General features: G+C 38.9%; 21 protein-coding genes. 9 read left to right on the forward strand and 12 right to left on the reverse strand.

Annotation, left to right across the window (positions count from 1 at the left end):
• Window positions 1-563: 563 nt before the first annotated feature.
• The 5 genes from C7H19_RS19990 to C7H19_RS20010 are packed head-to-tail and all read left to right on the forward strand — an operon-like array spanning window position 564 to window position 4,343.
• Window positions 564-1,637 (forward strand): ParM/StbA family protein, encoded by a 1,074-nt coding sequence (locus C7H19_RS19990; protein WP_219907695.1) that lies wholly within the window; start codon window positions 564-566, stop codon window positions 1,635-1,637.
• A gap of 9 nt (window positions 1,638-1,646) precedes the next feature.
• On the forward strand, window positions 1,647-2,033 hold the full coding sequence (locus C7H19_RS19995; protein ID WP_106458690.1) for a hypothetical protein: 387 nt from the start codon (window positions 1,647-1,649) through the stop codon (window positions 2,031-2,033).
• 20 nt (window positions 2,034-2,053) lie between these two features.
• Window positions 2,054-2,998 (forward strand): hypothetical protein, encoded by a 945-nt coding sequence (locus C7H19_RS20000; RefSeq protein ID WP_106458691.1) that lies wholly within the window; start codon window positions 2,054-2,056, stop codon window positions 2,996-2,998.
• A gap of 10 nt (window positions 2,999-3,008) precedes the next feature.
• Entirely contained in the window at window positions 3,009-3,698 is a 690-nt protein-coding gene (locus C7H19_RS20005) for a DUF6753 family protein (RefSeq protein WP_106458692.1), read from the forward strand.
• A gap of 3 nt (window positions 3,699-3,701) precedes the next feature.
• Window positions 3,702-4,343 carry a TraX family protein gene (locus tag C7H19_RS20010; RefSeq protein ID WP_106458693.1) on the forward strand — a complete coding sequence of 214 codons (642 nt, stop codon included), beginning with the start codon at window positions 3,702-3,704 and terminating at the stop codon, window positions 4,341-4,343.
• A 41-nt stretch (window positions 4,344-4,384) separates the two neighbouring features.
• Here the strand turns inward: C7H19_RS20010 and C7H19_RS20015 are convergent, their stop codons facing one another.
• Entirely contained in the window at window positions 4,385-4,885 is a 501-nt protein-coding gene (locus C7H19_RS20015) for a hypothetical protein (protein WP_106458694.1), read from the reverse strand.
• Window positions 4,886-4,976: 91 nt separating this feature from the next.
• Between C7H19_RS20015 and C7H19_RS26905 the strand changes: the two genes are divergently transcribed.
• The gene (locus C7H19_RS26905; protein WP_245927665.1) at window positions 4,977-5,945 is read left to right on the forward strand and encodes a hypothetical protein; all 969 of its coding nucleotides are present in this window, start codon (window positions 4,977-4,979) and stop codon (window positions 5,943-5,945) included.
• A 5-nt stretch (window positions 5,946-5,950) separates the two neighbouring features.
• Here C7H19_RS26905 and C7H19_RS20025 read toward each other — a convergent pair whose 3' ends face one another.
• Entirely contained in the window at window positions 5,951-12,286 is a 6,336-nt protein-coding gene (locus tag C7H19_RS20025; protein WP_106458695.1) for a hypothetical protein, read from the reverse strand.
• Between the two features lie 32 nt (window positions 12,287-12,318).
• On the opposite strand from C7H19_RS20025, the gene C7H19_RS20030 reads away from it, so the two are divergent.
• Complete coding sequence (locus tag C7H19_RS20030) at window positions 12,319-12,651, forward strand: hypothetical protein (protein ID WP_106458696.1); 333 nt, start codon at window positions 12,319-12,321, stop codon at window positions 12,649-12,651.
• Window positions 12,652-13,349: 698 nt separating this feature from the next.
• The gene (locus C7H19_RS20035; RefSeq protein WP_106458697.1) at window positions 13,350-14,366 is read left to right on the forward strand and encodes a DUF559 domain-containing protein; all 1,017 of its coding nucleotides are present in this window, start codon (window positions 13,350-13,352) and stop codon (window positions 14,364-14,366) included.
• A 203-nt stretch (window positions 14,367-14,569) separates the two neighbouring features.
• Here the strand turns inward: C7H19_RS20035 and C7H19_RS20040 are convergent, their stop codons facing one another.
• From C7H19_RS20040 to C7H19_RS20050, 3 genes are all read right to left on the reverse strand, one after another.
• Window positions 14,570-14,929: a hypothetical protein gene (locus C7H19_RS20040; protein ID WP_106458698.1), complete on the reverse strand. Its 360-nt coding sequence runs from the start codon at window positions 14,927-14,929 to the stop codon at window positions 14,570-14,572.
• 89 nt (window positions 14,930-15,018) lie between these two features.
• Entirely contained in the window at window positions 15,019-15,345 is a 327-nt protein-coding gene (gene ssb, locus C7H19_RS20045) for a single-stranded DNA-binding protein (RefSeq protein ID WP_245927667.1), read from the reverse strand.
• A gap of 176 nt (window positions 15,346-15,521) precedes the next feature.
• A complete protein-coding gene (locus C7H19_RS20050) occupies window positions 15,522-16,547 on the reverse strand; it encodes a ParB N-terminal domain-containing protein (RefSeq protein WP_106458700.1) in 1,026 nt (341 codons plus the stop codon).
• A 78-nt stretch (window positions 16,548-16,625) separates the two neighbouring features.
• Here C7H19_RS20050 and C7H19_RS20055 point away from each other — a divergent pair, with 78 nt between their 5' ends.
• Window positions 16,626-16,919 carry a hypothetical protein gene (locus tag C7H19_RS20055; protein ID WP_146136560.1) on the forward strand — a complete coding sequence of 98 codons (294 nt, stop codon included), beginning with the start codon at window positions 16,626-16,628 and terminating at the stop codon, window positions 16,917-16,919.
• A gap of 35 nt (window positions 16,920-16,954) precedes the next feature.
• Here C7H19_RS20055 and C7H19_RS20060 read toward each other — a convergent pair whose 3' ends face one another.
• The 7 genes from C7H19_RS20060 to dnaX form a co-directional block, all read right to left on the reverse strand.
• Window positions 16,955-17,263 (reverse strand): hypothetical protein, encoded by a 309-nt coding sequence (locus tag C7H19_RS20060; RefSeq protein ID WP_106458702.1) that lies wholly within the window; start codon window positions 17,261-17,263, stop codon window positions 16,955-16,957.
• Window positions 17,264-17,278: 15 nt separating this feature from the next.
• Window positions 17,279-18,175 carry a DNA polymerase III subunit delta' gene (locus tag C7H19_RS20065; protein ID WP_181280684.1) on the reverse strand — a complete coding sequence of 299 codons (897 nt, stop codon included), beginning with the start codon at window positions 18,173-18,175 and terminating at the stop codon, window positions 17,279-17,281.
• Window positions 18,176-18,256: 81 nt separating this feature from the next.
• Window positions 18,257-19,198 carry a DNA polymerase III subunit delta gene (holA, locus tag C7H19_RS20070; protein WP_106458704.1) on the reverse strand — a complete coding sequence of 314 codons (942 nt, stop codon included), beginning with the start codon at window positions 19,196-19,198 and terminating at the stop codon, window positions 18,257-18,259.
• A gap of 3 nt (window positions 19,199-19,201) precedes the next feature.
• Window positions 19,202-19,495: a hypothetical protein gene (locus C7H19_RS20075; RefSeq protein ID WP_106458705.1), complete on the reverse strand. Its 294-nt coding sequence runs from the start codon at window positions 19,493-19,495 to the stop codon at window positions 19,202-19,204.
• A 3-nt stretch (window positions 19,496-19,498) separates the two neighbouring features.
• On the reverse strand, window positions 19,499-20,023 hold the full coding sequence (locus C7H19_RS20080) for a class I SAM-dependent methyltransferase (RefSeq protein ID WP_106458706.1): 525 nt from the start codon (window positions 20,021-20,023) through the stop codon (window positions 19,499-19,501).
• Window positions 20,013-22,049, reverse strand: a complete 2,037-nt coding sequence (locus tag C7H19_RS20085) for a DNA polymerase (RefSeq protein WP_106458707.1) — start codon at window positions 22,047-22,049, stop codon at window positions 20,013-20,015. Before C7H19_RS20085 ends, C7H19_RS20080 begins: the two co-directional genes overlap by 11 nt.
• 275 nt (window positions 22,050-22,324) lie before the next feature.
• On the reverse strand, window positions 22,325-23,659 hold the full coding sequence (dnaX, locus tag C7H19_RS20090) for a DNA polymerase III subunit gamma/tau (protein WP_106458715.1): 1,335 nt from the start codon (window positions 23,657-23,659) through the stop codon (window positions 22,325-22,327).
• Between the last annotated feature and the right edge of the window lie 6 nt (window positions 23,660-23,665).

Raw genomic sequence — 23,665 nt, forward strand, 5'->3', positions numbered from 1 at the left:
AACTTGAACAACAATATCAATGCGATCGGAGGAGGCAGCACAGAAATTGTTCTTGGTTGTATTGAGTTAATTTTGGGGATGATTACCAATCATACTATTTGACCTTTGGTTTCGGATCGAGAGGTTACAGAAGTTAATAAGTAATTCCGACAAATCTTAAGAAATTATAAAGACAATTTTGATAAAAATTGAGGGGGTTCAGGGGAATACCCCCTGACAAGCCGTGTCAAATGAAGAAAAGCAAAATAGCCATTTTGTCCGTACAAAAACATGGCTTGCTCCATTAGAAACCGAGGCTTAATTAAGCATATCTGTGTTATTGCAGTAATACGAAAATTAAATGAAAATCCTGTCGCTAAAAGCAGGTTTTATGACAAAAAATGACATGATAAAGTGATTTTAAAGGATTGAAATAGTGAAAAACAAAGCTTAAAGCGTCCTCGCTCCAAGCTGATGAACAACGTTCAAATCCTGATCTAGCGTAGGAAAAAGCAGGGCAAAAGCAGAAAGTACAAAAATACTAAAAAAGATAATCCATGAAAAAACAGAGAAATCGACTCATCATGGCCATTGATTATGGGGGTTCCATAACTAAGGTAATCGGCGGAGTATCAAATCGAGAACGACGGATACTAGCGATGCCACCTGATGTTATCGAATTACCTAAAACATTCCTAGAGTTGCATCAAGGGGAAATCGGAACAGCATCGCCAGAAAATAAAGTTTGGATAGCGGTAAATGGCAAAAGTTACGCTGTCGGGATGTATGCTCGAACACTAGCCATCGAAAACCCAAGATTAACTCAACCGAAAATAGCAACAGCATTATCTAAAACTCTAGCTGCTATCTGGGTGTTAAAAGAGCAATTACGACTTAGTAACACCATTCGCTTAGATTTATGCTGTGTCCTGCCAATCGGGGAGTATCAAGATAAAGACAAATTAAAAAGACAACTGGAAAAGGCCTTTCACGAGTTTGAAACCCCCAGTGGGCAACTAAAAGTCGAACTATCGGAATTTAATTGTAAACCCGAAGGTGCGGGAGTATACATGATGCACACTCGCAAACGGGGAGTGGAAGCCCAACAGAAAATTTTAGCCGTCGTGATGTTGGGCTATCGAAATACCAGTGTTTTAGTATTCCGTCAGGGGAATTTAGTGGATAAAGCAACGAGTCCATTAGGTTTTGCCAGACTCCTCAAAAACGTAATCGCCCAAACCAGTGGACAAACACTAGAACGTTTAGCCCCATCAGTTGTGCAGTATTTAGAGGGAAAAGACGATAGTGGTTTGTTGTCGATTCTTCTTTCCGATGAGCCAATAGAAGAACTAGCCCAACTCAAAAATGCGATCGCAATAGCACAAGAAAAACATCAAATTGAACTTTGTGGCTGGCTCAATGAAATCATTCCTCGTTTGAGTGAAGAAATTGTCTTATGTGGTGGAACAGCAGATACTCTACAAAACTATCTTTTTAAGTTGTGGAATTCTCAAGAAATATATTTACATGGAGGGGTTGAATTACCCGAAGATATCAAAGCGTTAAAGATGGGTTATCGCTTCGCTGATATTTGGATCATGTGGGATTACTTCATCGATAAATTAATGAAAAACAAATTAGCTTTACCGATTGCTTAGGAGTAAAAAATGGGAGTATCAGAAGATTTGAGCTTTCGGCTTCAGCCATCTTCAGGCACTTTAGAATATGAATTAGTTAGATATCTTAAGAGATTACCCGAAACACCGAAAAAAGTTATTTTAGAATCAGTTAAAGCTTTTTGGTTACCGATTGCTTGTCTTGAAAGTGGAGAGTTTACACCAGCAGAGTTAGAAAAAATAGGCAAAAATTCTTTATCTATTCTTAAAAATCAAGCTGATTATCTAGAGACGGTTTTAGGTCTAGAAGATGAGCAATATAAAATCAATCAAAAACTTTATCTATTATTGTGCAGTTTTCTAGAATCAGGTAAAAATGAGTTTAAGAAGGAAGAAGACAATCAAGAATTAAAATATAGCGACTCTGTATTTATGTAAGAGTTAAAGGAGAAACAAAAATGTCTCAAATCAAACCAGAAAAGCTCAGAGGTTTACAATTAGTCACGGGAGAAAAAGGAGGAGTGGGTAAATCTTTATTTACGATGTGTCTACTCGAATATTGTCTTGAAAAAAAATTGCCCTATCGCTTTTATGACGCAGACCGATCTTCTCCAGATGTAGGACTCATTTATGAGCCTAACAAATACAGTGCGATGCTCAACGGCAAAACAGACCAAGGTAAAGCGATCGCCAAAAAAGGTAGTAAAGCGACAGTCAAAGATGAAACCTATCAACCGCAAAACAAATCAGTAGAGCAATTGGTTGAGCCAAATAATCTTCATATTTTCTTCAGCGAAGATGAAGAAGATGGATTCTTAGCCAATCACCTTATTGCTGAAGCTGCAGAGCATTTAGTTATTGTTAACTTACCGGCTCAAGTTGAGATGATTATCCATCAATGGCTTATCGGTCGAGGGATCTTAGAAGTCGCACAATTAGATGAATTGCCCATTACATTTTGGTTTGTCACTGATGGCTCTCCCGAATCTTTAGATTTACTGTTTAACTCTCTAACGATTTATGGTCAGGGTGTAAATCATGTTGTGGTCATCAACGAAGGGTTAAGTAAACGAGCCAAAGAAAATTTTCAAGCTCATCGAGTTTGTAAGATGATCGAACAACAGTCAATTCCCATCGTGACACTACCAGAATTATGGCTATCCAATGAAGAAAAGGTGAAATTAAAGACTCAAAGAAAGCGATTAGGAGAAGCGGCTGATAGGAAAAGCTCAAATGACTTTACATTTGTCGTCAAATCACAAATTTTTCGTTTTATTCGACAAGCTATTCAAGAAATCGAAAGTAGTGGTGTTTTTTCAGATGCTCATGAATTATCAAACAATCAGTCTAATGACAACAAAGAGATGATTCAACCTCAAACCTTTGATGCTATAACGATCTAGGAGGCACCCAGTGGAAGTTACAGAAGAAACAGCAGACCTTTCTATAAGTGTTGATCAAGCAACTCAATCGTTACTAGCAGAATTATTAGCAGACAAAGATGAGGTTTTCCGAGCTAAAGTCTTAAATCTCGTTGTCAAACATGGCTTGAGTCCAAATGATCCGTTATTTACTATTCTCATTGAAGTTGATGCTTTGCAAGTGATGTTAGAAGAAGCTCCTGCTGCGATTTCTTTATCAGTTGAGCAAACACGCCAAAAACAGGAAAAAATGACCAGAGAGGCGATCACTTCAGTTCAGTCTTTGATTGCACAATCGGTTCGAGAATTAATTGGTAAAACAGAAGCCTTACAACTTCGTCGCCCATCGAAAGTCTTGATGCCAGGACTAGCTTTATTTACAGTAGTTTTTTGTCTAGGGGCGATCGGTGGGATAGCAGGAACTGTCAGCCTGCGACAACTGGCTAGTAGTGGACAACGTCTTTTGAATTTAGAAGATGCCGCTACCCTCAACTGGGCTAAAAGTGAAGAAGGGCAGTATGCCAAAAAGCTCTATGAGTGGAATGAGCCCTATTTGCAAAGTGGTCGATGTATGCAGGATATGGCGAATTTGGGAGTTAAATTAACCACAGGTCGAAGTGTAGCCAATAGCGGAGTTTGTGCCTTATTCGTCGTTCCGCCAGATCAACGTTCTTATCAGTAATAGATGTTCATAACTTCCTTTCAAATTAAACTTTTAGCCGCGATCTTGATGGTGATCGATCATCTCGGAGTAATCTATGAACTATCCATTTTAAGAATAATTGGACGGTTCGCTTTTCCACTGTTTGCCTGGTTATTGATACGAGGGATTACTTATAGCCGAGACTGGTGGCGATATTTTAAGCGACTTTGCGTATTTGCGGTCATTGCTCAACCGTGTTTTATGTTGTTGCCATCGTTGGTATTTGAACTGAATATTCTTTGTCTTTTTTTCTTGGCCTTACCCTTAATTAAATTCAAAAATCAATTAACCTCAGAACAAGGAGTTATTTTTTGGTCACTGATCGCGATTATTGCTGAATTTTCCCAGATCAGTTATGGTGCTTATGGAGTAGGACTTATTGGTTTATTGGCTTGTTATTGCGAGTTTAAAGAAAAGCACTTTCAGCTATGGTATTTATTGTGGGTTAGTCTTAGCTTTTATGGAATGTACCGCTATGGTTTTATTCAAGGTTTTGCTTTCTTATTCTGTATATTGTTACCCATTTTAGAGCCGGTCAAACAGCAGGGAATCAAAGCAAGATGGTTTTATTGGTTTTACCCGTTACATTTTTTACCTCTATCACTACTTAAAACCATTCATTAAAAAATTAGCCTTTAGAAAAGCTCTAAAGGCGTAAAATATTATTATAAAGTAACTGGAATAACCTGGTTCTGTTTGGAGACAGTTTTTAAGGCACTCCAAACAGAATCTTTGTTGAGATTTTTATTGGTAATGTGGCAAACACAAGCATTATCCATACCGATTGCCTGCCATAAAGGACGAAGTTGACAAAGTTTAATAACTTTTTCCTCAATGGCTTTTTGATTACAAGAAATATCAATTGCTACAGCATAACCAAGAAAGGTGATACAACAATCGATACCGAAGATATAGTCAAGAATCACTGAAGCAGGAATGTTAGCCCAAATCAACTTTAGAGTTAATTGGCCTGTCTTAGGATGACGGATTTCTTCGCCCCATTCTTGAAGAAGATAGGGATAAGCTAGTTCTAAACGTTTTCGACCTATTTTATGTGTGTTAGCAATGTTGATTAATGTTTGACTATCGGGAATAGCAAAGGTTTTAATTTTAGGAATAGCTTTGATGATTTCGAGAAATAAAGATTCTGCTGCAAATCCATTCATAACAAGCCTCTAAATTAATTTTTAAAGGCTGATTCCGAAGGAATAAAATTTTAATCAATCTGAATGGCTCTATTGAAAAGCAGCAACACGAATGAAAACATATCCTGTTTTATTACTTCCTCAAATAATTACGGACTATCTAAAATCTCAAACAGTTAAACTTCCCAATTACGAACCACCAATTCTTCCGATATCAATTCAAGAAAGATTAAAACAATCGCTATGGATTAAATGGATTGGGTGCGGATTGATAGGATGTTTAGCCATTATTGTCTTGTCCAGTCATTGGCATGGCATAGCCTTCGGTTTGGCTCTTTTAGCATTAATAGGCTTAGGGATGGGTTTATGGGGCTTGTGGCGATATTATAAGCAAGAGGAGCAGCGTCAATGGCAAGATTACACCAAACAGCTAAGACAATGGCAGAAGTCACAATCTTTGCTCCAACGATACCAAAAACGGAAACAGCGATCGCAGTTAACGCTGCGTCCCTTACAGTTAAAGCAACGATTAGAAGGGAAGATACTACAGCCAACGGGTCAAAGTTACGCTCAAAAAGGTGTAAGTGAGCCGTATTTTTTAACGATTCTCCAGATGTATTTCGGGGAAATAACTCAATTTGGCGGTGAATTTCCTATTCCTGGCAGTAAGTATAGATATAGTCAGGATATTATACTGATTGATCCAGCCTCTGGTCTTCATTTTGATATTGAAATCGATGAACCATACGAGGGGAAAAGTAAGCAGCCCCATCACTGTATTGATGAGGCTCAAGACCGACAACGAAATCAGTTTTTTTTAGCAGGAAATTGGATTATTGTACGGTTTGCAGAAGAACAAGTCGTTAAATATCCTCATGCCTGTTGTGGGTATCTCACCGATGTAATTGCTACGTTAACAGGTATTAATTACCATCACAAAAAGCTTAAAAAACAAAACCTTCCATTGGTAAAATGTTGGACGAGAAATGACGCTCGAAGAATGGCCGCTTGGTCGCACAGAGAGCAATATTTAGAACAAACTGGAATCTTTAGGCAAACTAAAAAGAGAAAACCAAAATAAACGATTTATTTCGTCAGTGATTTTACAGCACCGTTAGTTTCTGCTTGCTGTTGCTGGCTATATTGAAGGATCGTTTGCTTAATCATGTGTTGTAGATTAGGTTCTGTGAATTTTTTGACATCAGCATCTGTCAAACCTAGACTGCCATCAGGAAGGTTAATAGATTGCCATTGAATATCATGATTAAGTTGATTTTTATGAGCTTGAGCAATCATTTTAAGAGTCTGAGTAATTTTGTCAAAAAGTTTAAGGTAAGTCCCATCAAAGGAAATAATATTCTCTTGTCCTTCATAACTCATGGTTCCTGTTTTCGGCTCATGTTGGATCTTCTCACGTTGAGTCAGTAATTTTGCTTTAAGAAATCCAGCGATAACGGGAGCAATTTGTTGAGTTCGTAATTGTTGAAGTTCGATATTTTCTGGCATATATTCTTTAGATAAAGGTAAACAGTTTTCAAGCTCAAGCAAACTTAGTTTTTGCTCATGTGGGGGAGAGTTTTTTTGTAAAGTCTGATCTTTGGTGATACGATTAGGTACCAAAGTTTCTTTTTTATTGAGTTCCGATTGACCATTAAAGGAATCTAAATTAGAAAAAGTTTGAGTTTGTTTAGAAAGTTGAGCGATTAAAAATCCTTGAGCATTTTGAGTAAGAGAATAACCTTTCGTTTGAAGATAGGCTTGCACCAATTGATCGCCTCCTTTGGCATTGCCAACTAAAAATTGAGCATTGGCTGCTACTGCTCGATCCAGTAACGGACGATAGGCAGTTTCAAAGGTATTTTGAATCATTTGCTCAGTTACGCCTCGAGTCGGCAGATTTGCACTGACCATAATGATATCGTTAGAAGTATATTGACCCGTATTGGCTAATCCATAGCGTCCCCAAGCTTCTTGATAATCTTTTGTACTAGATAGAACTAAAGTATTAGGTTGTGTCGAAATTCCAATAAATTGAGTAGCGATTGCTGCCATTGCCCTATCTTTGCTCCGATTTTTTTCAAGTTCAGGCTTATTGGCAGGTGCTTTAGGAATCAGTTGGTAAAGATCATCAGGTTTCTGACCACGTTGAATCGATTTAATTTGGTGAGTAATGTCGGTTTGAGTTTTAAATTCATAAACTCGACCGTTGCGATAATCCCCAAGAGGAATAGTTTCTAGTCCCCAAAGATTATTTGGATTTTGCTTGGCCAGTTGGTCGAGATAATTAACACTATGTTTTTCTCGGTTTTCCCAGTTTTGTCGGTATTCTGGGTTGTTAACTTGTTCAGGGGTAATGCGATATTGTTTTCCGACCTGGAAAAGAACTTGCTGACCTTGATTGTTATAAGCGATCGCTAAATCCCCGTTCTGCACGTTCCAATGACGGTAAGGTTCAAAATTACGCGTTGTATGGTCACGTCCGAGTTGACGCATTGCCTCTAGGGTAGAAGTTACGTTTGTATAAGGCGATAATTGTCCGAATTTTTCCCATTCTAGAGAAAAAGTCATCTGTATTTTTGCTTTAATGGTAATCTCTGTATTGAATGCTGGCTCTTTAGCAAGGGGTGAGTTTATTGTATTTTTAACAATGAATGGTAATTTGAGCGATGGTAGATCTGATTTGGGTGATATCGATATTTGAGAATCAGCCCCAGCCTCAATTTCTCTGAGCCTTGTCCAATAATTACCGTTGTTGTTAGCATCAAGCGGCTCGCCAAATTTGTAAATGAGAGCTTGTGTAAAGGGACGGTGTTCAGGATAGTTTAATACATTTAATGGGATACGAATCGCTAGATAACCCAATCGTGTTTCTTCATCAGCGAGATCTTGAGCGGTAGCAACTTCATAGGGAATTTTTCGTTCTTCAAGTTTTTCAATAACGGATTTGAGTTTAGTTTGATCGAAAGTTAATTTCCAAGTAGGTTGAGTTTGCGAACGACCATCGGCTTGCTGCTTTGCGTAATCTTCAACGGATAGTAACGTTGGAAGTTTACGAACTGGAACTTTATTGATGGAATCGTATAGTGGTTTTAGTTCACGGTAACAAGATTTAATCGCTTCATGAGCCTTTTCAGATGGTGGGACAAGTTGTTGTAGAAATTGATGATAAGGCGACTCGCTTAAGTTTGTTAGATCAGCTTCATAATGATAATGTGATAGATTTTTAAGAAAATTTCGAGCTTTGGGGGATAGATCACAAGGAACAAGCCAAAAACTAATCAGTCCTTTTTGGCTTTCATAATAAGCAGTTAGTTCCCCAGGATTACGAATAGAGTGAGGGACATTCAACTGTTCTAGAGTTTGGTCAAAAGTTTCGGCTAATCGAGCATCAATGGCAATTCCAAGAGTTGGTAAGGTGATCTGATCCCCATTAGCAAGATGCCATTGTTGATGAAAGTGATACTGAATAGTCGGTTGGTGAGTCAGAGCATTAAGGAAATGTTGAGTAATAGGATCAACGGATTGGCTGAGTGGCTGGGTTATCACATGAGGACGCTGCCATTGACCCATCGGCGGAAACTTTAAAGTATCGGGGTCAATTTTAATCGTTACAGCACTGAGTCGAGAATTAATTGTTGCGTTAAAAGTGGTTTCTTCTCTAAATAAACCCGCTTGGGTTAGAGCATCTCTGGAAACTTTCCAGTTATTGGTAAATTGCCCAATCGGACGTAAGGTTCCATCACTTTGTTGTAAATGAACACCCATTAACGCTTTTTTCGGTTGTTCTATGGCCAAGCGCAGGGATACAGTTTGTTCGGCATAATCTTCAAGAGGCTGATCGGGATAGAGGGGTAAAATCTCAAAAGGGGGTAGCTCCTGAGCGGCGGTTGTTGCCAGTAATTTTTTATAGTTACCTTTTTCCGATAGACTGAGATGAACAGTCAATGTTTGCTCTCGATATTGCCCAGTTTGTTGGAACAGTTCAACGGATTCATTGCTAAGTTTGCCAATTTTCGTGTCATTTAAATAAAAGTAAGGTTGAGGAGGAGTAAGCCCTGTTTTTAAGACAACAGTATGGCGTTCATTATTAAAGTGATGTTGCGCCATAGAGAATTTATCAAGATTTCCAAAAATAATTTCTCTGTCTTGAGGCGCATTGGGGTGATCAATCGTCAGATAGGCAGTTGTGGAAAGATCTCCTTTGATCACACCTTGAACTGTAGTGCCAATGGGAAGTTGATACGTCCGATCGCTAACGGTAGCAAAGCGATATTCGTCTCCAGTTTCTGGATTTTGAATGTACCAGTATTTTTTTTCATCTTCTAAATCAAACTTGATTTTAAATTGAACGGGCTGATCGGTTTGCCAAAACGGTTCGGGAGTAAGATTTGCACCTTTATCTAACCCTGTAGCGTTGTAACTGATGTAAGGAAACTGAGAATTACGAAGACTATTTAAAATATAATCGCCAAAAGCATCAAAAACAAAATTATTAACCTTATAAAGATTGTTTTTGTCTTCTTTAGTTGAAAGATGCCAAGCCGCATTAAAGTATTGCTGAACGATGTGTGGCGGTGTTTGGGTATCAAGGGACTGTCGCCATTGACGTGTAAGTTGACGAGCCTGGAAAAAAAGCAACTGCTGTTCTTTTTCCGACAAAGGACGAGCGAGTGTAATTGTCTGGACAAACAGTTTTTGTCCCGCTTCTAGGTTCAAAGCTTGGCGCGACAGTTCACAGACAGTACCGATTGCTTTAACTTCTCCATTGGGTAATGCCGCCATTGCCTTAAGGTGATGAGTTTTACGAGTGCGGTAGTGATCATTCTCGACTAAAGTGATCGAAACTTGATGATCGATAGAGGTATTAGCGATTTGACGAGCTTCGTTATGGTTGAGGAAATATTTATAGTTGGTGATTTCTAAGGTTTTTTCATCCGTAGTTGCTAATTTGAATAAATGACCGTCTTCAATTTTGCTCTTTTGAGATTGTTGAGTAGCATAGTTAAATAGCGTATCGTACTGTTCTTTAATCTCTTTAATAGCCAAAAGTTGGCGTGGTGTATAGTCATCAGGGCAAAATTGCTTAAAGCCATGAAAGGGGTTGAGATCTAACGGATAAGCTTGAAAGGTATCATTGACGAGGCGACTGGTAATTTCATGCGGAGCATAACCATTAACGTTAAGCGCTCGTTGAGTATAGACATCATGCGCTTTTTTATCTCGAATGATTTCGATGTTGCGAAAGAGCAGAGGCGTTAGAGAATTAACGGCTTGTAGATTGGGTTTGTACCAAGATTTAAATAAATCAACGGCATCTTGGTTATGAATACAGCCTTGTTGCACCATCCAACGGTAAATCTGGCGTTGTCGGTCAAAAAGGGTCGTTAACGCATCGCCTGATGAAAGAGGGCTAGTAGCGATCGCCTGATAATCAGGAAGCAGTGCCTCTGAAACATTGAGGCGACTTTTAGGATTAGTAGTCTGGGTGATCAGGTTTCGCGCCATTTCTTGAAGAACAACAGCATATTGAAGTTTTAATTCACCCCCGTATCGCTCGAATAAATCCAATTCCGCCTGTAGGGAGGTGAAGGTTTGAACGGCGTTGTTGATAACTCCAACACTGATCCCATCGCTGGTATGGATGATCACTTCTTCGTAATAAGTTCCTTCGGGAACGGAAACTTTTTCTCGTTTCGGGGTAGGTAGATAAATCTCAGATTGTAGTTTTCGAGATTGTTCAGCCGCATAGTTTGGCAATTGATGGGCTTCAATCACCGCCAGACAATCTCCATCAAAATCTAAAGCCATCGCTTCAATATCAGATTCATATGGCAATAAAGAAAGATTGGCTCCAGAGGCATTGAGTTGTTGTAGGATTTGATTGAATTGCTCGGTAAATGCAATGCGCTGTGAAATATCGAGGTTATCGAGTGCCGAAGGAGGATCGGCTAATGGAGGAAGTGTTAGATCTTGATTTTGTAGCGTTGCGCTGGCTTGTTGTGCTTGAGCATGAAGGCGAGTGACAATTTCTCCCCAAGAATCATCATTGATTAAGATCACGCCCTGTCGGGGATTGCCATTAGGAGCAATCATCGCATCAATATGGCGGTTGACCATCATTCGCAACCCATTATGATTGAGGTAAGGTGAGCGAAGAGCTAATACGGTTTCTCCATCGGGCATCCAGGGAACACAAATTTCGCCATATTGAAGTTGTTGAGACGCTCTGGCCATTCCTCGATCGCCTTTGTGAATTTTACCAATAGCGGTTTCAAGAAAGCGGTCTTTAACAAAATCAGTCAAAGTCGTTTTAAACTTAGGAATCCCGATAAAAGGATGAGATTCTAAATTAGGATGAGCTTTGATCGCCAGATAGATAAAATCTTCGTATTGAGATTTTGACTCTTCCTCATCAATTTCTAGGGGGCTATTACTTTGCTCTAAGAAAAAGCGATAGCGGTCAATGATTTCTTCTGAACCCACATTGGGAGCTATCCATTTTTCATTTTGTTTTTTAGCTCGTTTTTCATACTGCTCAACAAAGACCTGCATTAACTGTCGTGGGTCTTGAACAATATCTTTGAGTTCTAGAAGTGTTTGTTCGACTTGCGGTAATCGATCTCTAAGTCCTTCAACGTTATCCGCAAGAGGCTGAGAAAGAGCCATTTCTCCTTTTCGAGAACGCTCTTTTTCACCGAACCAAACGGAGCGAGTATAAAGTCCAGGTTCGATCTTGCCCTTAGCTGCCCCTTTAAATGCGTCGATGGGTAAAACGAGCGTAATCGGTTGGTTGTTTTCGGGTTGTCGGATCAGATAATCGGCAATTTTTTCAGCCGCGACAGTCCCTTTGGCATAATGACAATCATCGATCACCAACAGACGAAATTGGATCAGATATTCTTGCGTGTTGAATTGTTCTTGAGCAACCTGAGAAGCGATCGCACCTCCGCCGTCGCTAACCCATTCACGGGCGCACTCATTGGGAAGATAGCCGCCGTTTTCACCCGTGTGTCGATCTACAACCAGATAGTTGATTAGTGCAGTAATGTTTTTCTCACAGCCACCAATCTGAACGCTGCCATAGGCTGAACGGTTGAGGACATTTCCGTTAGCTTGTTGAATGAGTGGTAGCATTTTGGCAGGGCCGAAGATAGCCCGTCCTTTGCTTGAAACTAAAGGAATATCACCATTTGGATGACTGCGTAATTCATCAGGGGTTGAAAGTTCATCTACTTTACCAACACTAAACCAATCGGTGGGATCTTCGTTGGGAAAAGCCTGTCGTGCTAGAACTTCGAGGATAGAAGGCTTGATGCTTTCTGTGAGGATCAGCGTTTTTGGCTGTCTTGGCTTACGATGCTCAGGATTAGGGATTTCTATCCAGTTTCCTGTGGTTGTATCGAAGTGTTTTAGGATTAACATAATAGAAGAGTAGTCCTAAAAAATTATTATTTATGACTCAATCAATGGATGGCACTTCAGAGTTTGACAACATGGAGATTACTCCTGAAATTCAAAGCTTAGTCGATGCTTTATCGGCATCTTCATGCGGGGGTCATCGTTGGACAAACGAACAAGAGCGTCAATTTGATGAATACATTGACCATCTTTGGCAGGATACTTCGTTTCCAACGCGCAAACCAACATCAATTTTTGAAGACCCATCGGATGATCGTAAATTGCAAGCACGACAAAGAAGTGCGCTGTGGTGCGGCGAAGACATATCGGAATTACCAATCGGCTTAGAGTTTGATGACTACGAGGAGGCGATGAGTCATCTGGATTAGTAATCTTTAAACTGTTTTAGGGGATTATTTCCAACGTTAGCACAGACGTTAAGGAAAAAAAAGTCCCCTTTTGTTCAGGTTAATATTTTGAAAGCTTTCAAAATTAAGTAGTAAAAGGAAATCAAAGGCAGTTCAGCAACACTGCTACAACAAGAATAAATTTGCAGAAGAGATGATGAAACCTATGAATCTTAAATTCGTGTAAGTGTTACCAAACAAGACGGTTGAACAATTTCAAAAACTGTCATAGAAAAATGTAACAATTTTTGAAATATTAAAATTAAATTTTCTACAAAACGGTTCAACAATTTCAGTCATTATAAGTGCTTGCTCATAAAATGAAAGAGAAAACTGTCTAATCTCAATAATAATTATTCAACCGAATTATTAACATCATTCTTCACCAAAATATATTTCCTGAAAGCCATCGGCAGAGAGCCAGCCACAGCAAGACGAAAGCAGCAACCCCCAGCCGAAGGTAGTAAAAAAAGCTAACCGAGGTGCGTAGCGACTGCGGATGAGCTAGTCCGTTAGGTTGCTGAAAATATTGGTGAGGACGCAGCCGAAAATCACTCAGTAGGTATTCAGTGTTAAATTGTTTCGCTAGATTTTTCTTTAAATGTACAGAATAACACTTCTCATCTAATTGTTAAAATTTAGAGGAAGAATTGAGATTTTTTTAAAGGAGTTATAGTCTTGTGACACCAAATGTTGAGATTTTGAAAACGGATTTCCGTGAATTCTGTGTAATTCATTTGATGATACGCAACATCCATGATATTTTCACCTCTGCTGGAATTGTGCAGGGAAAATCAGAAAAGAACTTAAGCGGTGAGCGTAGATCACTTGTTGAAGATTATTACGCATCCCTAAATTGGAATAGTATGGAGTCGCTCCGAAAGTTCGTCAAAGTTTTAGAAAATACATTACTTATAAGTTTGCTCGGGGACGAAGGGAAACAAGAATTACGCTCTCTTTGTGAAAAACATGGTTTCGCAGTAGACAAAGACGGTTACAGAGTTTACCTCACCACTCTAGGGGTAGGTAACAACGTTAAGAATTTGATTTTTGCGGCAAATGGGCCAAAACCAGAAATTATCTTTTCTGATTCAGTTAGCAATGATATTGAGATCGTAAAAAATGCTGATTATTGTCTAATATATGACCGTCCTCTCATGTCACATGGTCTTCTTTGGAAAGAGCTTGTTGATTGGTGGAGGGAGAGAGAACAACTAAATGAAGAATCAGATATAGAAGTCGGCAGAAAACTATACGATCGTTTGAAGCAATCATTGACATCTGAGCCTGAAAAGTTTTTTTGGAAAATTTATTTTAAGAAGTTTTATGCGTCATTCAAAGATAAACTGCCTGCTCTAGTGCCACAAGTTTATTTGCACTATGACCCTTATACACTTAAGCAGTTGCAAGAGCAGCGCCGATTGGTGCGCCAAAGAATGGATTTTCTGTTTCTGCTATCAGATCGAATAAGGGTAGTAATAGAAATTGACGGTAAGCAGCATTATGCTGAAGAAGATCAAGCCAGTCCTAAGCTATATTCCGAAATGGTTTCTGAGGATAGACGGCTAAAGCTATCTGGTTATGAAGTATATCGATTTGGTGGTTATGAACTGAATAACAAAAATGCAGAGGAAATAGTAGAGCATTTTCTTGTCAACTTATTCAAACGTCATGATCTGATAGCAAACGCAACCTAACACTTCATACCAGAGGACGGACAAAAGCAGCTTGTAGAGTTGCCGAGGTTAACTGCCGCCGCTGCATTTTGCCGTTATGCTGCTCGTCTTGAATTTGCGAGAATAATTAAGGTTTCATAGACTACCAGTTAATAATAGAAGCGACTGAAAACTTATAAACAGGTTCAAAAAATTGCCACCAGCAATGGCTGATGGCGAGAAATCTAAAACTCTACTAAAGCTAAATCAACCTTGTCGGTTTGAGGAGTTTCAGTAGAGTCAGTCATAGAAGCAACGTTTAAGAAAATGGCTTGGGTGATATTGAATAAACACTGATGGTTAATGCACTCATCTGAAGGTGGTGTAATATCAAATCTGCCAATTGCGAGGATATTTGCATTTTCTCCAGATTCCATCATGGTAAGTGCGGCAGCACCATAAGCCGTGAAAGAGATTGCAGCAGTTTTTTGTTCATTTTTATCTGTGAACACAAACTGTCCGACTCCGTGAACGATTAAGTTACCTTTGGCAGTATGTTCTGTTGTTAGGGCTACGATGGCTAGTTGAAGAGTTAGTTGATTCATAGTTTTATTTAATTGAATCGTTTATTAAGCCTCATCCCGAAGGGAAGAAATATCTCTAGAAATAGCAGTCTACTCCTAGAGATAAAAGGTTATTCTTCTTCAGTTTCAGCGTCTTTCTTATTAGAACTAAGGAGTTGAACTTTAGAAACTTTAATGACAGGTTTTTCTCGATAATTGTTTTCTTTATCTTTCCAAATATCGATTTTGAGCGTTCCTTCAACTCCAATGACAGATCCTTTAGAAGTATAGTTAGCTAGAATTTCAGCAGGTTTACCCCAAACTTCTAAATCAAACCAAGAAACTTCATCTTTGCTTTTTTGAACAGCAAGAGAGCATTTGGTTAGGCAAGCTCCCGATGAAAAATACTGGGTTTGAGGATTTTGTCCAAGTCTTCCTGCTAAAACGATAGAGTTCATAGAAATCTCCTAATTTTTCGCTAGTTCATTCCGAAGGAATCAAGAAACATTTGGCTCAGTGATTAAGCTTTATATTTAAGCATTAGCAAAAGCTAATACATTATTAATTTAGAGATATTTATTTAAAATTAATTGATAGTAAATTGACTTTAAACTTTAAGAGTATTTTTAATCCTTTAAGGATAAAGCATAACTCTATATTTTGCTTCGAGTTGTTCTAAGTATTCAGATTCAATAGGAGTTAGCACGACGGTTTGTTCAAGCAAGTCGAGAAGACAATGTTCAAATGGGTCTATATTTCTGCCTCGAAGTTTAGCGATACGCTCACAAACATCTTTTAGAACTGGCTGTTTGTTAAACGAGACTATTTGAATTTGATGAAATTTGAGTTGATATTTGTGCATTGTCATGGTTTGCGTATTTCTGACCCAAACATCAACTCGCTGTTCATGAACGGATGCAATACGGCCAAAGCGTTCATGTATTTTTTTGTTATTAGGAGTATTGATTTCAACCAGTGCGCCTGGATGAAATTTAAGATGGGGAGCAACCGATAATGGTTTTAACCCTTCTTTGAGCGAATCAAGTGCCATGTAAGCTTGATTAGGGTCATTTTCAGCAAGTTGTGCGAGTTCTATTGTGGCTTTTTTACTAATTCGTGTATCTCTGCCTAATAACTCCTTTCTCACGTCGTTGCCCAAAGTTTGCGCTAGATGATCGATGGCATGAGCGTATTTAGCATCTCTTTCGATCGTTCGTGAACCAACTTTGTAATCTTTCCCCATCATGTCGGATAACTTCTCGCCACTTTGACGAGAAGTCAACTTCTCGTCACTTTGATTGAGATCGGATCTTTGCCCTTGTCGTTTTTGAATGCTGTAACGTTTTCCTCGTAGATAACTAAGTGCTTCTGGCGTTAAGTTTCGACGGCCCAGTTGATTATCGATAATCCAGGCGATGACTGTATCTCGATCCTCGAATTCTAATTCAACGACGTTGAAGGGAATCCCATGTTGCGTACAAATTTCAAACCGATTATGTCCGTCAATTAAAATCCTCTGTTTTTTCCAAAGAACCAAAGCATCTCGACAACCATAGGTTAATAAATTTTCCTTCAATTGTTGACGTTCTTCTGTTCCGAGAGGTGGAATCAATGATTTAAACTCAAGGTCAATTTTAATGTTATCCGTCTTATCAACCATACAAAGGCGTTCCGCTTTTTTTTAATTCTAATTATTTTCACGATTTAACCGTGAATAAAATCGAGAATGCTTGGCTCGATGAAAAGAACTCGATATGCTAAAAGAAGAAAATCGGTGAAAGAAGCAATGGCCAATCAACAACCCTTAGTGTCGAATTTAGTTCCATATACCACAAGCGATTTAGAAATCCCAGGCGTGATGCTCGGAGCGAAAGTTACGCCAGACGATAAAGCTTGGTTAAAACAACAAAAAGAAGGGATGAGTTATCATGTTCGCCGTGCGATCATGCTTTATCGGCTTGTTCTTTCAGATCCCCAGTTATCAGAACAGTTATTCGGTAAACAAGAGAACAGTCATGAAAAAACGAGATAGCCTCTATTGGAGTTTTAGAATAGAGGCTATTACATCTAACAAAGATGAGCAAGGATGAAATCGATAAGTTTGTCTTTACGTTTCTTTTTGAGAGAAGACAGATCGATCCCCTGAGTCCCTGCTAAATGACAGATTTCTTTGACCGTCATTGATTCTAAACGTTCTCTATCTATTTTTAAATGGGCTAATGAATTAAGAATTGCTTCAGCTTTTGGGGAAATCAATGAAAATTGGAGAATGCGATTTTCACCTTGAGAATTAGTATAAAATTTAGCACCCGCTTCTCGCAATGAATTAGCAATTTTAGCAAAATCTTCATTAAAAGTTAAGGTTAAAGTATTCATGCTGATCTCCTTTTTTTAGAGACTCCCTGCAAAGCAGAAAAAGAAAGATTCCCAGATTAGAGAAGGATTTCCTCTTTTTGAGAGGAAACTTTTAACTTTTTCAAGTTTTTCTATTTGATGGACATCCTGAGCTAGAATCGCTTGATATTGCCAATAATCGGCTAGGATTAATTGTTGTTCTAAGGAGAAGCTAATTAGAGTTTGAATCGTTTCATAAATTTTAGTTACGCGATCTTTTTTTTGAAAGTTCAGTAATTCAGATGGAAATTGTTTAAGAAGATTCCAAATGTTAATTGTTTTTCCGATACTTCCTTGACCTAAGTGACGAATATGAGCAGGAATATTGAAATTATTTAGTTGAGTGAGAAGCTGATTAATATGATGTTCACCGAGAGGATAAAAGGGAATAACGTGACACCGACTAATCAGTGTCGATAGAAGTTTATCAGGTACAGCACAAGTCAAAATAATAGTTGCTGTATAGGGTTCTTCTAGAGATTTTAGGAAAGCATTAGCGGCGGCGGGATTAAGATATTCAGCACTTTCGATAATAACAATTTTTCGATTGGCTTTCAAAGGAGACTGAACGAGAAATTGATTAATTTGACGAATTTGCTCGACCCGAATTTGTGGAAGATTAGATAAAATAAGTTGCTGTTGATGAATCATTGATAGTGGAATCAACTCGTCTTTGACCTGACAAGTTGGTTCAATCATTAAAACGTCAGGATGATTGCTGATGTTTTGAGAGAGAATCATTTGAGCATAAAGTTTTGCCGTTGTCAGCTTGCCAATTCCTGCGATGCCTGTAAAAAGATAGGCAGGTGCAATCGCCTGACTGTTAATAGCAGCAGTTAAAAGTTGAATTGCAATAGGTTGACCGATAATTTGATGAAGTAAATCCGTTACCATTGTCATCGTTAATCCTGATTTTTAATCAATTAATTACAGTATCGAGCTAGACTCAATTTGTTTCTATTAGCATCGCATTTTCTAAAGTAATATTAATTTTAGTAATTGTTCTTGTAAACAATTTGTGCCTTGTTTAAGACTGAGTTCAGTTTCTAAAAGAATGGAAAGAATTCCTTTTAATCGAGCTAAAGAAATCGTTTTGACTTCTTGAGAGAGATAGTAAACCCGTCCAGGGTTATTTAGATTAAGATATTGGGCAATCGTTTGATGATTAAAACCCTCATTGAGCAACATTTTGACCCAGAACCATTGACGATAGACCGTTATTAATGTTGATAGAGTTTTTAACGAATAATCCGATAGTTTCTGAGCAATCGTAAAAGTTTGGTTAAGATCTTTGACTAATATGGCTTTGGCTAAATCGATTGGAGTTAAAGTTGAGCCAGAGACTAAAGATTGAACATGAGAGGCTTCAATCACTTGACCATCGGTAAAAAGTCTCAACTTTTCAAGGTCACTGTAAATAAGACGAGTGTTGTTACCAATCGCTTCAACGAGAGCCGTCACCGCCGTTGAAGTAAGAGACAGTTGTAAATCAGTCGCTGCTGTTCTAACGGATTGAGATAAGGCTTTTGTATTCCAGGGAGAGATGAGAGGAAATTCTTTGATCTCCGTCGCAACCGATTTTAGATATTTAACTGACTTTAAGCGATTATCAAGCTTTGGAGTCGTTGAAATCAAAACACATCTAGCGTGCATTGAGGCGATCGCTTTTTGAATGAGACTCAGAAGTTGCTCATCCATTGCTCCTACCCAAGAAGTATTAGGCAGTAAGATCACTTTGTCATGATTACTCATCGGTGGTGTCATTAATTCCTGGGTCGCCGCATTTATAGAATCAACGCCCGCAGAGTAGGTAAAAAACCCAAAGGGATTGTTATTTACCTGATATTGCGATTTGAGCGACAAAACATAACGGTGAAGAAGATAGTCATCTTCTCCATACAGTAAATAAATAGACATAATTTAGTTGGTGAGTTTATTAACAATGAGGTCGTAGATATTTTTGGGAACACTACGCCGAGTCCGCCGATGAATCATCAGTACTTTTTGATAGAAACTGCAATGTTCTTGCTCATTTGCTAAAGTTAAATTCATCGGATGACAAAAACAGTCTATCCTTTGTCGCACTTGTCCACCTGGTGTCAAGGAAAAAGTACGAATTACAATGTTTGAAGGGGATTCAAGATAGATAATAATTCCTTGGGTATAATGATAGTTCACCACATCACCAAGTTGAAATGAATGAGGTTGAATCATGAATTATTTATTAATAATTAAAGAATAACATTGCACTGATGTAGAGCGAGAGCTATTAAGAAATAAGCCATAAGGCAGTTCTTGAAGAACAGCATTAACGGCATAGCACCAATTACGGAATTGAGCATAAACTGAGCGATGATATTTCAGGGGAGCATCACTGAGCAGTGAAACTAATTTACCTTCAGAAGTTAGTAAAGAATAAGCCTTATAGATAAAGCTCAATTGAACAGAAAAAGGGGGATTTTGAACAATATAAGGATAGGAAGATAAAGGAGTTGTTAGAAAATTAGAGCCAACAACGATAAATCCCTGTTGAGTCAGTTTTAAGCGAAATTCAGGAACTAATTCAATACAGTGAATTTTGGCTGAAGTCTGAGATAGATTTTTAGCCAGTTCTCCAGTTCCCGCACTGGTTTCAAGAACCAACGAGGGGGATTGAATATCTGTCTTTGCAGTTAGGTAATCACAAACCCAAGATGGTGAAGGGAAATAGTCCAAGTAAGAAATTTCTATGTTATTTTTCATCCCAACTTTGACAAATTAACGACTGAGGATTGACTGGTTCATCAACAGGAAGATCGACAATAAATTCAGATAGACATCGATGAATGGTTGACTGTACTGTTTTGGCGACAGCTAGGGCCGATTCAGTCAAACACTGAACGATAATTTCGTCATGACAACAATTGACGATCTGAGCTTGCCATTGGGAATTCATGTCAAAGATTAAAAGAAGTTCCCCCATTGCTCGTTTGACCATATCGGCTTCCGCCATCGACCAAGCGGCGGCCGTCGCTTCTGTGCCTTGAACTAAAACACCTTGATGCTGTTTGGGATATTTGGCGAGGAAAACACCTCTACCCGTGAGAGATCGCACATATCCTAAACCAAAACGAGTTTTAGCATAAATTTCATCAATTCCTAAAACAGGAATTACTGCTTTACTTGCTTTTTGAATGAGGGAACGTTGGTATTTAGCCAAAACACGATAGGTTTTCTGCCAGCTATTGAGGGCAGATTTTGCTTCCTCATCGCTTAAGTGAATATTGCCCTGAGATAAAATGGTCTGTTGTAAGGTTCGCCAGCCTTGGAGGTTTAAACTTCCGTAATGAACCGCTTTAGCGACGGCTCGTAGACGTTTAGCAACAGCAAAGTTAGGACGAGACTTATTTTTGAGCCAGGTTGCGATATTTTCTTCTGTCCATTCTTTACCAAAACGTTGAATTTGAGCAATCCGAACAACGATGGAAAGGAAAATATCCTGTTGTTCACTGTTAAATCGCCGCAGCAGTTCAGGATCACGAGACACTTGAGCCGCAATTCGACTATGGGCTTTCGATAAATCCGCCACAATTAAGGAAAATCCTTGGGGGGCTTGAAAGACTGAACGGAGGGTCGGTAAATTATAAGACTGAAGTTCAACTGGGAGTGCAGTAGGATTAGGTGGATTCTGAGTATTCGGCTCTGAGGCCGAGCTACGCCCAAAACCTTTACGATTAATCTGTTTAAACCGAGGACAAACCACACCATGTTGATGATTGATTTGCAGATTTTCAAGATAGTCAAGATAGGTTTTCGTTGTTTTGATCACCGAGATCAGCCGTAATTCCGCAATATTCCAGTGGGGTGAAAGCGTTTCTGAAGAAGCCGAGGTCAGTTTAAGGGCAAAGGTGGCATTAAGTAAGGCTGTGAGTTTGTGAGGAGAATATAAGTAAGCGATCGCTTGAGGTAATTTTTTCTGTAACTGAGCTAATAGATCATCATAGGCATTTTGGTAACATTGCTTGACCTGTACGAGGTGTGAATAATTCACTGGCATCCCGTAATATTCCATTTCAGCAAAGGCAGGCGAAGCCAAACATTCTGCTATAAACGAGTCCCAGAGATCGACCGCTTTAAGAACGGTTTGAAATCGAGTATATAATTCGAGAACCACCTGAGCATCCTGAGCCGCATAATTGAGTTGACGATTTGAAAGTTGGCCATTGCCGAGTTCTCCCCATCCCCAATCAGAGGTTTGTTGGGTTTTGTCGATGTCAATTCCCATACGAAGTCCGATACTAGCCAAAGAATGGGGTTGATTTTTGAGTTGAGGTAACCAGGGATCGAGTCCTGCCCAGTAAACTTGAGAAGCCAGCTTAATATCTCGGATGCAGCGAACGCAAAATTGATATTTGGCCAAAAGCCATTTTTGTTCAAAAGATAAGGCTTGCCCAATGACTTCGACACAAGGATTGGCTAATCGTTCTTTAAGAATGTCCCAAAATCCAATTTTAGCTAACTGCTGATGACGTTGGCTCCGTTCAGTCTGTGTATAGCCCAAATCTACAAGTAACACATCATTTGTTAAACCGATTTGTAGCGTTCTGATTTCTCCTTTCGTCGGGTCTGAAGCATCATTAGATTTAGTGGAATATGTTTCAATATCTAATCCGAATTGAGAAGCTTGTTGCCATTGGGATAAATAATCAGTAAATTGAGGATGTTCAAGAAGAACTATATTTTGATTAAGAGGCGGAGCATCATTAAATAAAAGTATGGATAATTGCATAGATTACTTTGTGCATGATCGGATTAAAAGAATAAACAGGCAAAGTTTAGAAATTTTCTAGTTTTTTTTGTAAAATTTGTTGTCTAAGTTTATTCAGATGGCATCTGACCATTCGTTGAGCTTTGATATACACTTTTGGTAATACTTTTAAGTAATGGTCATAATGAAATTGCAGTTCTTCTAAAGTTTTTGTTTCTAGCATAAACAGCGATGAGCGAAAGAAAAAGGCGTAACAGTAGCTGAAGGAAGCAAAAAATATCAGCTACTGACGCAATTTAAGGAATTAATTTAATCACTACAGCAGAATGAAGAATTGATTCAAAAGTTTTAGTTAATTGTGAAATAGAATGGGTCAGCAGAAGTTTTAAAGGATTGCTTTTAACAGAAATCGTGACAATATCATCCTTAATTCCAATTAACTGTGAGTGTTGAGTCAAAATAGCTTTAATTGTTGGTTGAGATTGTTGAATGACCTCTTGCCAGATCTGCTCGGAGTTAATCGGTTGAGGGGTAGAAACAGTTGAATGGGTATTTTCAGGCGTTTTTAGTAATCCTAAGAGAACCGTTTCAAGCATTAGTTGAGGCATTCGACTAAATTTAATTTGAGTTTCACAAGAGCGAAGGTATTGTTGTTGTTCTAGGGCTTTTTGAGGCGAGAGGGAAAACGCTTTTAAAGATTGCCACATAGTCGAAGAAACGGTTCCTAATTTTTCCTGTGCTTGGCTCTGAGCCAAGATTAAATTGGTGTAGAATCCAAGTAAGTTATTGATGAGGCTCAACGGTTCTTTATGGTGAAGATTTCTTAGTGTTTTCAGCAGTTTTTCAGGATTTTGCTCGATAATACTCTCTACAATTTGATAGAGATCATCTTCATCAACCTGACCCGCTAAGTCATAAATGTGTTTAGCTGTGATCGAGTCTGCGAGAAGACGAGCTTGATCTAAAAGCGTTAGAGCATCTCGTACACCCCCTTGTGCATAAGAGGCAATCAATCTTAAAGCATCATCGGTAATCGACATTTTTTCTTGTTGAGCAACTTGTTGGAGATGATTAACGAGATGTTCAGCAGATAGAGGAGAAAAAGGATAGCGTTGACAACGAGAGATAATAGTTTCCCCTAATTTCTGCGCTTCGGTAGTACAGAGAATAAACACTACATTAGGTGGTGGTTCTTCAAGGGTTTTGAGAAGAGCCTGGGTCGCACTATGACTGAGCGCATGGCATTCATCAATAATCCAAACTTTATAGCGTCCTTGAACTGGACGAAATTGGGAATGATTGATTAATTCTCTAACTTCCTCAACGCCGTTATTGGATGCAGCATCCAGTTCAATAACGTCTAAAGCCGTTCCTGAAGAAATCGCCTGACACATCGCACATTGACCACAGGGTGTTGGCGTAGGATGCTCGCTGGATAGACAGTTCAAGGATTTCGCTAAAATCCTTGCGGTTGAAGTTTTACCCGTTCCTCGCTGTCCACTTAACAGATAAGCTGGAGCAATACGTCGTTGAATTAACGCATGAGTCATCGTAGTGGCGATCGCCGTTTGTCCAACCAAGTCAGCGAGGGTTTTGGGTCGATATTTAAGATGCAGTGGAATATAATTCATAGAATG

The organism is Aphanothece hegewaldii CCALA 016, from assembly GCF_003007785.1.
GTDB lineage: Bacteria > Cyanobacteriota > Cyanobacteriia > Cyanobacteriales > Microcystaceae > Chroococcus > Chroococcus hegewaldii.